Annotated in this window: 10 protein-coding genes and 1 tRNA gene; 6 read left to right on the top strand and 5 right to left on the bottom strand. The window is 72.0% G+C overall.

Annotated features, from left to right (window positions below; genetic code table 11):
* Window positions 1–36 precede the first annotated feature (36 nt).
* Window positions 37–492 carry a GatB/YqeY domain-containing protein gene (locus ACGFI9_RS14965; RefSeq protein ID WP_393178531.1) on the bottom strand — a complete coding sequence of 152 codons (456 nt, stop codon included), beginning with the start codon at window positions 490–492 and terminating at the stop codon, window positions 37–39.
* Between the two features lie 25 nt (window positions 493–517).
* On the opposite strand from ACGFI9_RS14965, the gene ACGFI9_RS14960 reads away from it, so the two are divergent.
* Together ACGFI9_RS14960 and ACGFI9_RS14955 are read left to right on the top strand one after the other, a co-directional pair.
* Window positions 518–1,411 (top strand): metallophosphoesterase, encoded by an 894-nt coding sequence (locus ACGFI9_RS14960; protein WP_393178530.1) that lies wholly within the window; start codon window positions 518–520, stop codon window positions 1,409–1,411.
* Between the two features lie 74 nt (window positions 1,412–1,485).
* Window positions 1,486–1,562 (top strand) — tRNA-Pro (locus ACGFI9_RS14955).
* Between the two features lie 81 nt (window positions 1,563–1,643).
* On the opposite strand, the gene ACGFI9_RS14950 is transcribed toward ACGFI9_RS14955, so the two are convergent.
* Window positions 1,644–3,662, bottom strand: coding sequence for a DUF6541 family protein (locus ACGFI9_RS14950; RefSeq protein WP_393178529.1), 2,019 nt, complete (start codon window positions 3,660–3,662; stop codon window positions 1,644–1,646).
* Window positions 3,663–3,976: 314 nt separating this feature from the next.
* On the opposite strand from ACGFI9_RS14950, the gene ACGFI9_RS14945 reads away from it, so the two are divergent.
* Window positions 3,977–5,881 carry a hypothetical protein gene (locus ACGFI9_RS14945; protein WP_393178528.1) on the top strand — a complete coding sequence of 635 codons (1,905 nt, stop codon included), beginning with the start codon at window positions 3,977–3,979 and terminating at the stop codon, window positions 5,879–5,881.
* Between the two features lie 60 nt (window positions 5,882–5,941).
* Here ACGFI9_RS14945 and ACGFI9_RS14940 read toward each other — a convergent pair whose 3' ends face one another.
* On the bottom strand, window positions 5,942–6,415 hold the full coding sequence (locus ACGFI9_RS14940) for a hypothetical protein (protein WP_393178527.1): 474 nt from the start codon (window positions 6,413–6,415) through the stop codon (window positions 5,942–5,944).
* Window positions 6,416–6,525: 110 nt separating this feature from the next.
* Between ACGFI9_RS14940 and ACGFI9_RS14935 the strand changes: the two genes are divergently transcribed.
* On the top strand, window positions 6,526–7,809 hold the full coding sequence (locus tag ACGFI9_RS14935) for an MFS transporter (protein WP_393178526.1): 1,284 nt from the start codon (window positions 6,526–6,528) through the stop codon (window positions 7,807–7,809).
* 142 nt (window positions 7,810–7,951) lie between these two features.
* Here ACGFI9_RS14935 and ACGFI9_RS14930 read toward each other — a convergent pair whose 3' ends face one another.
* Entirely contained in the window at window positions 7,952–9,691 is a 1,740-nt protein-coding gene (locus tag ACGFI9_RS14930) for a bifunctional metallophosphatase/5'-nucleotidase (RefSeq protein WP_393178525.1), read from the bottom strand.
* Between the two features lie 277 nt (window positions 9,692–9,968).
* Here ACGFI9_RS14930 and ACGFI9_RS14925 point away from each other — a divergent pair, with 277 nt between their 5' ends.
* Entirely contained in the window at window positions 9,969–10,772 is an 804-nt protein-coding gene (locus ACGFI9_RS14925; RefSeq protein ID WP_393178524.1) for an alpha/beta fold hydrolase, read from the top strand.
* A 468-nt stretch (window positions 10,773–11,240) separates the two neighbouring features.
* Window positions 11,241–11,807 carry a hypothetical protein gene (locus ACGFI9_RS14920; RefSeq protein ID WP_393178523.1) on the top strand — a complete coding sequence of 189 codons (567 nt, stop codon included), beginning with the start codon at window positions 11,241–11,243 and terminating at the stop codon, window positions 11,805–11,807.
* Window positions 11,808–11,920: 113 nt separating this feature from the next.
* Here ACGFI9_RS14920 and ACGFI9_RS14915 read toward each other — a convergent pair whose 3' ends face one another.
* A complete protein-coding gene (locus tag ACGFI9_RS14915) occupies window positions 11,921–12,700 on the bottom strand; it encodes a phosphodiesterase (RefSeq protein ID WP_393178522.1) in 780 nt (259 codons plus the stop codon).
* Between the last annotated feature and the right edge of the window lie 174 nt (window positions 12,701–12,874).

The following is a 12,874-nucleotide window of genomic DNA, read 5'->3' as shown; positions in this document are numbered from 1 at the left end:
CCTGGGGTGCCCGCCCGCTTCGTCGTCAGGCCCGGGTCAGAGGCCGAGCTGCCGGCGTACCTCCGCGGCCACCCGGCCGCCCTCGGCCCGGCCCGCCACCGCGGCCTGGGCCGCCTTCATGGCCGGGCCCATCTGCGCCTTGCCGGTGAAGCCGCCGGCGGCGAGCGCCCCCGCGACCAGTTCGGCCAGTTCCTCGTCGGAGAGCTGCTTCGGCAGGTAGCGCTCCAGCACCTCGCCCTCGGCGGTCTCCTTGCCCGCCTGCTCGGCGCGACCCGCGTCGGCGAAGGCGGTCGCCGCCTCGCGCCGCTTCTTGGCCTCCTTGGTCAGCACCGCGAGCACCTCGTCGTCGCTGAGCTCGCGCTTTTCCTTGCCGGCGACCTCGGCGTTGCCGACGGCCGCCAGGGCCATCCGCAGGGTGGAGGTGGTCAGCTCGTCGCGCGCCTTGAGGGCGGCGCGCATGTCGGCGGTGAGACGGTCCTTCAGCGTGCTCATGGACGGTCAAACTACCCTGAACGACATGCGAAAGCGCACACTATTCCGGCTTGCCGCCGGGACCGTCGCCGCCGGGGCGGCCACCCTGGCGTACGCGTCGCTCGTCGAGCGCAACATGTTCACCCTGCGCCGGTACGACGTGCCGGTGCTCCCCACCGACGCCGAGCCGCTGCGTGTACTGCACCTCTCGGACCTGCACATGACGCCGAACCAGCGGCGCAAGCAGGACTGGGTGGCCTCGCTGGCCGCGCTCGACCCGGACCTGGTGGTCGTCACCGGGGACAACATGGCCCACCCGGACGCCGTGCCCGGCGTGCTGCGCGCCCTGCAGCCGCTGCTCGACCTCCCCGGCGCCTTCGTCTTCGGCTCGAACGACTACACCGGGCCGGTCTGGAAGAACCCGTTCACCTACTTCCTCCCCGACCGCGAGTACACCGAGGGGGTGCCGCTGCCGTACGAGGAGCTGCGCGACGTCTTCACCGGCGCGGGCTGGGTGGACCTGAACAACGCGCGGACCACGCTCAAGGCCGGCGGCCGGGAGATCGAACTGGTCGGCGTGGACGATCCGCACATCGAGCGGGACGACTACGACGCCGTGGCCGGACCGGTCACCGCCGGCGCGGCGCTCTCCGTCGGCGTCGCCCACTCCCCGGAGCCGGCGCTGCTGGACCGGATGGCCGCGGACGGCTTCGGGCTGCTGCTCGCCGGCCACACCCACGGCGGCCAGGTCTGCGTACCCGGTTACGGCGCGCTGGTGACCAACTGCGGCCTGCCCCGCTCGATGGCCCGGGGGCTGCACCGCTGGCCCGGCTCGGACTCCTGGCTGCACGTCTCCGCCGGCGTCGGTACGCACCCCACCGCGCCGGTCCGCTTCGCCTGCCCGCCGGAGGCCAGCGTGCTCACCCTCATCCCCCGCTGAGCGACCCGCTCTCCAGGGGTGGGGTACCGAGTTTGACCCTCGGGGCGGGTGGGCTACTATTTGTCGGCACGCCTCGGGGTGTGGCGCAGTTTGGTAGCGCGCTTCGTTCGGGACGAAGAGGTCGTCGGTTCAAATCCGGCCACCCCGACCAGAGGTAGGAAGAAGGCCCCCTCCACGGAGGGGGCCTTCTTCGTCGGCGGCCGCAGCCGATGCGATCCAGATCACAACGCGCTCAGCCTGCCGTCGGGCAGGCGCGGCCCGCCTCGGTCACCCGGTAGACCTTGAGCGTGCCCACCTGATGCACCAGGGTCAGCCGGTCCGAGGCGGCGACGCGCTGCGGGTCGTAGCTCCCCTCGAAGGGCTCGAGCCCTCCGCCGACCACGAGATACTCCACGGCGAACCGGCGGACGTCACAGCCGCCCGGCCGGGCGCCCTTCTTGTCGACCAGCCAGTCCCATGCCCGCAACCGCCCGGCGTAGTAGTCGGCCTCGCGGGTCGGCACCGGCTCCACGCCGAACAGCTCCGGCACGCCGTAGTCGACGTAGAGCCAGGCCAGGTAGTGCCGCCGGTCGACGGCCACCGTCCGGCCGGGCGGGGTGTTGGCGGCGAGCCATCGGAAGGCGCTGCGGTAGGAGTCATCGACCGGAGCGAGACTCTCGAAGTGGTTGCGCAGCGGACGCCAGGAGGCGGGTACGGCGGCGAGGACCGTCAGGCTCAACACCACGACCGAGGCGGCCACGGCTGCCGGCGTGGTCGATTCCCGCCACGCGGCCGCGCGGCCGACGAACTTCCCCAACAACCACTGCACGGTCAGCCCGACAGCGACCGCGCCGGCCACCGTGAGCACGCCGTGCACCGGGAAGATCAGCAGCCGTAGCCGCTCCCGGCTGCCGTACCAGAGGCCGGAGACGAGCGCCGCGGAGGGCGAGTCCGACATGGTGGTCCAGATTCCCACGGCGGTGAAGACCACCCCGGCGAACAGCCACGGCCGGGCCCACCGCAGCTGCCGGAAGACCAGGCACAGCGGCGCGGCGACGAGGCAGGCGACGGTCAGCATCGCGGCGATCCGGATCGTCGGCACGTCGAGCTGGGAATCCCCGGCAGCCGGCGACGGAAAGCCGAACAGCACGTAACGCTGCGGGTCGGTAACCCAGAATTCGAAGGACTTGCCGAACTGGCCGGGAAATGCGGCGGCGTAGGAGACCCGTTCGGCCTTCGCTCCGGTCAACCCGGAGAGGAAGGGGCCGAGCGCCACCAGGCCACCGACCGCGGCCGACCCCGGTGCCGCGAGGCTTCGGCGCAGGGCCAGCGGTCCCGGCAACAGGGGAAGCAAGCCCAGCGCGAGTACGCCGGCCAGGAGGATGTCGTAGGTGTGGCTCATGATCAGGCCGGCGCTGGAGAGGCCCGCGAGCAGACCCATCCGGACGGGGTGCGGGCCCCGCACGGCCAGGGCGATGAGCAGCGCGATGCCCACCGCCATGCAGGGACCCGTCAGCTGGGTGATCCGACCGACGATGGCGGAGAACCAGAACGGGCCGACGAGCGCCGGGGCGGCTGCGGCGCAGGCAGCGACGACCGGCCCGCCGCGCAGGGCGCGGACCGCGGCGTAGACGCCGGCGACCAGCGCGAGTGGCCCGACCAGCACCGACCAGGTGGTCATGGCCGCACTGACGTGGCCGCCCGACAGTTGCGCCGCCTGAGCCCACAGGACGTTGGTGGCGACCGGGTAGAACTCGCAGGTCGGGATCGAATCGATGGACGAGCTGCAGGCCGACGAGATCGTGGCGCTGCCGGTCTCCAGGATGCGGCGGCTGAAGTAACCGTGATGCATGGCGTCCCAGCCGGCCGGCGCGACGAGCCTGCCGAGCATCAGCCAGCCGAAGCCCACATTGATGACGGCGGGAATCGTGATGCCGATGACATCGGCCCGCCGGGGCCGGACGGAAGGCAGCCGGAAGCGTCCCAGGCGGGAGCGGTCCTCGCCGTGTTCGTCGCCGACCAGGCCGCGGGCGACGAGCCGGGAGGCGAGGATCGCCGCCCCGGCCAGGATCACCTCCGCGACGAGGACCGCCATCGCGCTGTGGGGCAGGCCGAGCGCCGGTAGCCATCCCATCGCCATGCTCGCCAGCCCGAGGGTCAGCGCGGGAGCCGCCGTCCAGGCGGCCCAGCGGTAGCGGCCCGGCGGCAGGACGAAGCCGAGCAGCGCCCCAGGGACGACGGCGACGACCAGGGCGACGACACCCGCCAGCATGAAGGTCCTTCCCGGGCCCGCGACGGCCTCATGGCGTCCTGGGCCTCGGCAGTCGAGGCGACTCTGATCTTGCAAAGACAGCCTTCGTACGGTACCGGCCGCCGATCGGCACCGACGACCGCGCGACCCCGTTCAGCCGCGGCTGCTCCAGCCGTAGGCGCAACTCGCGTCCGCAACCGCGGCCGGAGCCCGGTTACTGCCCGGTCCGCCGAACATGGACGGCCGAAAGGTCGTTGCTGATCGATGTCGCAGCCGGTTTCATCTTCCTACCGTCCGCACACGTCGGCGGACGGGCACGGGGAAGGACAACCACTGTGAATCGTGCCCGGCCACATCGTGGCCTCACCGCCGCGCTCGCGTTGACGCTGGGCGTCACCGGGCTCGCGGTCATCAGCACCGGCGGTACCGCCCTCGCGGCACCTCACTACGCGAGCAGCACCCGGACCCAGCTCGGCTGGACCGACTCCGCCACCCCGAAGACGGCGTACGACGAGGCGGACCACCCGCGGGACAACCTGCCGATCGGCACCTGGCCGGACGCCACCGGGGTGCCGCACACCTCGCGGATCTACGCCACCTTCGACCTGTCCGCCTTCAAGGACAAGAAAATCTACGACGGAAAGGTCTACGTCCAGGAGGTCGAGGCGGCCGACTGCACCAAGAAGGCGTTCGAGATCTGGCGTACGGAGCCGGTCGACGGGACGCCCACCTGGCAGCACCCGCCGAAGCCGCTCGCCAAGCTGGACGAGAAGCTGACCGCCAGCCAGTACTGCCCGGGCGGCACCCCCGCCTTCGACGTGGCGTCGGCCGTCCGGGACGCCGTGGCCGAAGGGCAGAGCCGGATCACGTTCGAGATCCGGGTGCCGGAGCGGTACGAGACCGATCCCGCCTACGCCCGCCGGTTCTACTGGTACTACGGCGTCCGGCTCTCGGTGCAGTACAACTCGGTGCCCAGGATCGACAACACCAACCTCTACAACGGCGGCTTCGCCTGCGGCCAGGCCACGCCGTACCGCCGGCTGGGCGGCCTGGCCGACATCCTCCAGGCGCTCGGTCGGGACGCCGACGAGTACGACCAGGGCAACCTGCACACCGAGGTCGCGATCTGGCCGGCGAACGACCCGTCGGCCCGGCAGGTCTTCCAGGGGTCGGAGGGCAGCAACGAGCGGGTCGGCACCGTCAAGCTGCCGAGCGGCACGCTGGTCGACGACACCTCGTACACCTGGCAGGCCCGGATCTCCGACGGCACGGACAGCTCCGAGTGGTCGAAGAAGTGCTCCTTCACCTACGACGCCACGGACCCGTCGATCCCGACGGTCACCTCGCCGAACTATCCGCGCGGCGGTGACGCCCCGGTGGGCGAGCCCGGCATCTTCACCTTCTCCGGAAACGGCGACCCAGACGTCGCCGGCTTCCAATACGGCTGGAACGGCCTGGGGATCTCGGGGATCTGCTCCATCTACGGCGACGTCGGGCAGTACGTCTGCGGCGATCCGCTGGAGCACGCGGTACGCGCCGACGACAACGGCATCGCCACCCTCTCGCTCAGCCCGCCGCGGGTCGGTTGGCAGGCCCTGACGGTCCGTTCGATCGACCTGGCCGGCAACGTGTCGGACACCACCACGTACGAGGTCATCGCCGGGCCGAGCGACCCACGAGTGGAGGTCGTGGGGCCGGAGCCGGAGTGGAACAAGGAGGTGACGCTGAAGTTCACCCCGTACGCCGGGGTCTCCGGGGTCACCGAGTACGAATACACCGTGGACGGCGGGGAGACGAAGCTCCTCAAGGCCGACGCGGACGGCACCGCCCGGTTGACCTTCACCGCCACGAACGTGGACGGGGCGCAGGTCACGGTACGCAGCCACAGCGCCAACGGCTTCGTATCCACCGAGGGCAACTGGATGACCGTCTTCTACCCGTGGCCCGGCGTGAAGTCGGACGTCTACTACTACCCCGAGGACGGCCACGCGGTGGGTGGCGTGGGGGTAGAGGGCACGTTCACCTTCTCGCCCCCGGCCGGCTGGGCCGATGTCGCGGCGTACCGCTACTCCTTCCTCGACGGCGGTGACCTGACCGAGGTGGCGGCCGGCGCCGGCGGCCGGGCGACCATCACCTGGACACCGACCACCAGCGGGTACGTCACGCTGACGGTCTACGCCGTCCGGGCCGACGGCACCATGAGTGACTACGCCAACTGGTACTGGTTCGAGGTCGCCTGACGGGTTCGACACGGGGAGGGCCGGCGGTGTGCGCCGGCCCTCCCCGTCGCGCTTCCCGGCTCAGTCGTGCAGCTCGGTGCGGGCGACCTCGGCGAACGCCGCGGTCAGGTAGCCGGCCAGCGGTCGACCGGTGACGGCCAGCAGGTCGGCGACGAGCAACGGGGCGTGCCGGGCGATCGCGGCCGGATCGGGCGGCGCGTCGTCGTCGCCGGGGTCGTACACGCCCAGGGCGCTGGCCAGCAGCACCAGCAGCACGTGCGGGTCGACGTCCGGCCACCAGGCGGCGGTGGACCGGACACAGCGCTCCAGCACCTGGCGGACGTCGTCACCGGCCAGCCCGTCCGGGTGGGTCTCCTCCAGCAGCAGCCGCACCACCCCGCCAAGCACCAGGCCGGAGCGGTCGGCGGCGGTCAGCCGCGCCACGGTCGGCGGGTAAGCCTCGGCGTCCCGCGCGCCGGCGGCGGTCACCGCCTCCGTGGCAGCCTCGGCGATCTCCCGGGCGGATGCGGGCAGGTGTCGCCAGGTCGTCGTCACCGCGCCAGCATGGCAGACAGGGTGTGCTTGGTCACCCGGCGGCTCTGCCGAGCGCATAACCGCCGGTAATCCGCTCGCGGGTCGTCGTACCCGGCGCAGAGAATCCAGCCATGCTGCGCCGCGCCCTACCCACCCGCCCCGAAGCCCGTCGGATCCTGCTCGGCACCCTGCTGTCGGCCGTCGGGCGCGGCCTCACCCTGCCGTTCCTCTTCATCTACCTCACCGACGTCCGCGGCCTGTCGGACAACCAGGCCGGCCTGGTGATCGGCTGGTTCGGCGCGGTGACGCTCGCCCTGTCCCCGCTGGGCGGCACGCTGATCGACCGGTTCGGCGCCCGTCGGGTGGTGCTGCCCTGCCTGGCGATCGAGGCGATCGGCACGGCCTCGCTCGGGCTGGTCCACTCGGTCGGCACGGCCTTCGCGGTCAGCACGGTCATCGCGATCGGCAGTTCGGCGATCTGGTCCGGCCAGAACACGATCCTCGCCTCGCTGACCGGCGACGAGGAGCGACAGCGGGTGTTCGGCCTGAACTTCGCCCTGCTCAACCTCGGCATCGGGACGGGCGGGCTGATCTCCGGCGCGGTGGTCGACGTGGCCCGTCCGGTCACCTTCCAGGCCATCTATCTGCTGGACGCGCTGAGCTACCTGACGCCGGGCCTGATCCTGCTGACCCTGCCGCACGTCGGGCACCGGCTGGCGCAGGCCCGGGAGGCGGGCGCCGCGCGGGCGGGCGGGGGCTACCTCACCGTGCTGCGGGACCGGCCGTTCCGGCGCCTGGTGATCTTCGGCCTGGTGCTCACCACCTGCGGGTACGCGCAGATCGAGGTGGGTTTCGCGGCGTACTCGGTGCGGGTGGTGGAGGTGACGCCCCGGGTGGTGGCCTGGGCGCTGGCCGGCAACACGGTGATGATCGTGCTCTCCCAGCTGCTGGTGATCCGCCGGATGGAGGGGCGCAGCCGGACCGGGGCGCTCGCCGCGGTGGGCGCGGTTTTCGCCACCGCCTGGCTGGTCCTCGGCGCGGCCGGCGTGATCGGGACGGGCAACGCGCTGCTCGCCGCGCTCGGCGTGGTGGCCTGCTCGGCGATCTTCGGCTTCGGCGAGACGATGCTGTCGCCGGTCATGCCGGCGTTGACCAACGCCCTCGCCACCGACGAGCTGCGGGGCCGTTACAACGCAATGAGCTCGATGATCTTCGGGATCAGCGGGATCATCGGCCCGGTCACCGCCGGCCCGCTGATCGGCGCGGCGCACGGCCGGCTCTGGGTGGCGGTCGTGGTGGGTGGCTGCCTGACCGCCTCGGTGCTGGCCCTGTCGCTGCGCCGGCTGCTCACCGCCGCCCAGGACGGCCGCCCCACCCCGGCCCCCGTCCCGGACCCGCAACCCGTCACCGCCTGACCGCCTCCCGCTGCCGGGGAAGCCACTACATCCATGTTCGAGCGCGGTCCTGGCGGCACGGCGGCGGGCAGGGCGGGGTCCGGGAGACGCGAACGAGCCCCGGAGCGGATGCTCCGGGGCCCGTGGTCGTACCGGGTCCGCGTCAGGCGGCGGGGACCTCGGCGGTGGTCTGGATCCGGTCCAGCGCCGGCGCGGAGACCGGCGACTTCTCGGTCAGGTACGCGGTGAAGGCGTCCAGGTCGATCATGCCGGTGACCACGTTGGTGCCACCGGTGAGGACCTTGAAGCCGTCACCACCGCCGGAGAGGAAGTTGTTCACCGTGACCCGGTAGCTCGCGGTGTCGGTGACCGGGGTGCCGTTGATGGTGAGGCTGCCCCGGACCACCCGGGTGCCGCTGCACGGCGCGTCGGCGGCTGCGGTGGTGCCGTTGGTGTCGACGACGTAGTGCACGGTCGAGGACGCGTACAGCACGCGGGCGACGGTGAACTGCTGCTCCAGCATGCAGTAGAGCTGGGCACCGGTCAGGTCCAGGGTCACCAGGTTGTTGGCGAACGGCTGGACGGCGAACGCCTCGGCGTAGGTGACCGGGCCGGCGTCGAGGTCGGCGCGGACACCACCGGGGTTCATGAACGCGGCGACCGCGTTCTGCTCGTTGTCCGTGGCCGCGAGCTGGGCGTCGGCGATCAGGTTGCCCAGCGGCGACTCACCGGTCTGGTACGTCGGCTTGCCGTTGGCGTCGACCCCGGTCTGGTACAGGTTCTCCTGGGTCTTGGTGATCGCGGCCGTGGTCTCGCCGACCACCTTGTCGGCGACCGGGCCGAGCTCGGTCTTGTAGTGGGTGATCAGGTCGTTGGTTGGCTCGTCCGGCTTGACGTCCCGGGTGACCACGACGTTGTTCGCGGCGGCGCGGATCACGTCACCGGTGCGCCGGTCGACCTGCAGGTCGATGTCGGTGACCAGGCGGCCGAAGGAGCTGGCGCTGGTGACCAGCTTGCCGTTGATGTTGCAGTTGTACGCGGCGTGGGTGTGCCCGCTGACGATCACGTCGATGGCCGGGTCCATCCGGTTGGCGATGTCGACGATCGGGCCGCTGAATCCGACGCAGTCGTTGATGCCGCCGCCGTTCTGCACGCCACCCTCGTGCAGCAGCACGACGATGGCCTGCACGCCCTGGGCCTGCAGGATGCGGGCGTACTTGTTGGCGGTGTCCGCCTCGTCGGCGAAGGACAGCCCGGCGACGCCCTGCTGGCTGACGATCTGCGGGGTGCCCTCCAGGGTCATCCCGATGAAGCCGACCTTGACCCCGTCGACCTTCTTGATGCCGTACGGCGGCAGCAGCGGCTGGCCGGTGGCGGTCTTGAAGGCGTTCGCCGAGAGGTACTGGAACTTGGCGCCCTCGAACGGGGTGCCGTCGGCGCAGCCGTCCACCGGGTGGCAGCCGCCGTTCTGCATCCGCAGCAGCTCAGTGGCGCCCTCGTCGAACTCGTGGTTGCCGACGCTGGTGAACTCGAGCCCGACGAGGTTCATCTCCTCGATGGTGGGCTCGTCGTGGAAGGCCGCGGAGAGCAGCGGGGAGGCGCCGATCAGGTCACCGGCGGCGACCGTGATGGTGCGCTCCCGCTCCTCCTCGGTGGTGCCGCGCAGCTTGTCGAGGTGGGCGGCCAGGTACGCCGCGCCACCGGCGGGCTGCCCGGCGATGGTGCCGCTGGAGCCGGTCGGCGGCTCCAGGTTGCCGTGGAAGTCGTTGATGGCGAGCAGCTTGACGTCGACCGGCTTCGGGCCGGCCTCGGCCTGGTTGGGGTTGACGGCGACCGCGGTGAACGCGGTCGCGGCGAGTGCGGCCAGGCCGACGGCGGCCCGACGCATCCCGGGGACGGACATGAAACTCCTCGTGAGATACCGACGCGTGGCTGTCCGGGCGATGGTTCGCCCGGCGACCTTGTCGTGACAGGGGTCGTCGTGAGGGTGGCTGTCGGGGGAACGCCGCCCCACCGAGAAAGCTTGCCATCCGACACGTGATCGGTCGACCTGGCCAGCACAGCAGAAGGGTGGATATGGCCGGCGACTTGCACCGGTCTGCCCGACGAGTCCGACATGACTGGCAGGTGAATTCCTTCATGGCCACCGTAGGTCGCCCGTCTGCACTAGGAAAGTAGCCATGACGTCGAACGGCACCACCTGGACGGTGGACACGGTGCGGTCCGCCGACGGCACCACGATCGCGTACGAGACCGCCGGGGAGGGGCCGCCGATCGTCCTGGTCGGCGGGGCCTTCAACGACCGGGGCACCGTCCGCCCGCTGGCTGCCGCCCTCACCTCCGACTTCACCGTCTACGGCTACGACCGCCGGGGCCGGGGCGACAGCGGGGACACCGGGCCGTACGCGGTGCAGCGGGAGATCGAGGACGTGGCGGCCCTGATCGAGCGGGCGGGCGGCACCGCCTACCTCTACGGCCTCTCGTCCGGGGCGATCCTGGCCGCCTACGCTGCGGCCGAGGGGCTACCGGTGGCCGGGCTGGCGCTCTTCGAGCCACCGTTCCAGGCGGGCCCGCACGGTGGCCGCAAGCCCGGGCTGGCCGAGCGGCTGACCGAGCTGGTGTCGGCCGGTCGGCGGGGCGACGCGGTGGAGCTGTTCCTGACCGACGCGGTCGGGGTGCCGGCCGAGGCGGTCACCGGCATGCGCGCCGCGCCGGAGTGGGGCTGGATGGAGGGGCTGGCGCACACCCTGGCGTACGACACCACGGTCACCGGCTACGGGGAGTTGCCCGTGGACCGGCTGAACCGGATCACCGCCCCGACCGTCGTGGTGGACAGCACGGGCAGCCCGGAGTGGTTGCGGGACGCGGCCGAGGCGACCGCCGGGGCGGTTCCCGGCGCCACCCACCTCAGCCTGGCGGGTGGCTTCCACGAGGTGCCGCCGGAGGTGCTGGCTCCCGCGCTGCGCGACGCCCTGCTCGGCTAACGCCGCTGCCCGAGGAGCAGGTGTCGATCGAGGTGCCGGCGGAGTTGCGCAGGTATGCCGTGTCGCCGCTGTTGTTCCAGATGCACGAGCCGGAGCCCCGGCGCGGTGGGCCGAGGTGTTGGTGCCCTTGCCGGTGCGGATGTGGACGGTGGCGCCGGCGGCCAGGCGGAAGTGGACGGTGGCGCGGGCGGCCAGGCGGAAGTCGCCGCTGAGCCGGCGTGGCCGCCTGGCCGGCCCGGCGACGGTCAGCGTCCCGCAGACCGGGCGATTTGGCGGCGGCAGGCCGCTGTCCGATATCGACGATCCGGCCGACAATGCGAGGGCCCGTGCCGGACGGTCGCCTGACCAGGCACGGAAGGCCACCGCGGTCGTCCGAAATGGATCGAAGGTGAGAAGTTTTATTTGGTTTGCTGGCTTGACGCCGGGTACGGAGGGGGCGCAAGGGCACCCCAGTGGAAGGAAGAATTCATGCGCGCAGCACGTCTCCGCACCACCTTCGTCGCCCTGGCCGCGAGCGCGGGCCTGGTCCTGGGCGGCGCGGGGGTGGCGCAGGCCGCCCCGGTGAGCCAGCAGGCCCCGACGGTCGCGCCGACGGCGTCGACCCTCAGCACTCCGGTCACCGGCAGCTTCACGGACGCGCTCGGCGGAGCCGGCACCTTCACCGGCACCTTCGCCCCGACCCGGTTCGTCAACCAGAACGGGCAGCTCGCGACAGTCGGCACGCTGACCGGCACCCTGACCAACTCAGTGGGCAGCTCGCTGGGCGCCGTGACCCAGCAGGTCACCGTGCCGGTCCAGGCCAGCGGCACCTGCGACATCCTCAACCTGGATCTCGGCCCGCTGGACCTCAACCTGCTCGGGCTCCAGGTCCACCTGGACGAGGTGGTGCTCGACATCACCGCGCAGCAGGGTCCGGGGAACCTCCTCGGCAACCTGCTCTGCGCGGTCGCCGGCCTGCTCGACAACACGGGCGGCGCCGGCGGCGCCCTGAACGGGCTGGTCGCCCTGCTCAACCGGATCCTCTCCGCGCTCTGACGCCGGAGCGGACCCAGCCGCGTTGGAGAACGGAGACCGCCGGGACCAGCCCCGGCGGTCTCCGTCGCGCCTTCGTGCGGGTTCGGCCCGCACGAGAAAGCTGACCCATCCGGTCAGAACCAGCAGGTCCGCCCGGCGGCATGGCTCACCTGGACGGTGTGCGTGACACAGCCGCCGTCGGCCAGCCGGTGCAGCAGGAACGCGGTGGGCTCGGCGACCATGCCGATCTCCGGATCGTCGGTCATGGTCAGGCTCACCTGCACCCAGGTGCTCGGCGCGGTGGTCAGCACCGTGCCGGCGAAGCTGCTGGTCACCGCCCGGTGCAGGTGGCCGGCAGCGACGCGTACGACATGGGGGTGGCGGCTGATCACGGCGGCGAGCGCGTCGGCGTCGGTCAGCCGGATCGCGTCCATGGCCGGAATGCCGACCGCGACCGGCGGATGGTGCAGGCACACGACGGCGGGCACGTCGGCGCGGCCGGCGAGCACCCCGTCGAGCCAGGAGAGCTGCTCGTCGCCGAGCCGCCCGGCGCCGTCGCCGGGGGAGAGGGAGTCGAGCACCACGACCGTCGCCTCCGGGTGGTCGACGTGGTAGTAGGCCGAGAAGCCGCCGCCCAGGTAGGGGGTGCCGCCGAAGGCATCCAGCAGCGACTCCCGGTCGTCGTGGTTGCCGGCGGCGAGGTGCACCGGCAGCGGGAAGCGCCCGATGATCTCGCGGAGCGCGGCGTACTCGTCGGGACGGCCGCTCTCGACCAGGTCACCGGTGATCACCACGCAGTCGGGGCGGGGACGCAGGGCCAGCACCCGGCCGAGCGCCCGGTAGAGCCCGGTGGCCCGCTCGCCGCCGAGCGGACCGGTGGTCACGTGCGGGTCGCTGAGCTGGGCGATGAGCATCGACGCCTCCTCGGGACCGGGACCCTCACGCTATCGCCGACCGTCCCCACCGCGCGGCCCCGTCGCACCCACAGGCCGCGTCCACACCCTGTGGATAGCACATGTGTACGAAGGTCGGGGGGGCCTCCGCTGAGTACCCTTGATCGCACCCCGCCCCCTCCGACCAGGAACGAC

Origin of the sequence: Micromonospora sp. NPDC048930, assembly GCF_043197935.1 — a bacterium.
Classification (GTDB): domain Bacteria; phylum Actinomycetota; class Actinomycetes; order Mycobacteriales; family Micromonosporaceae; genus Micromonospora.
The sequence above is the reverse complement of the archived record's forward strand: the minus strand, read 5'-3'. Positions and strand labels throughout refer to the sequence as shown.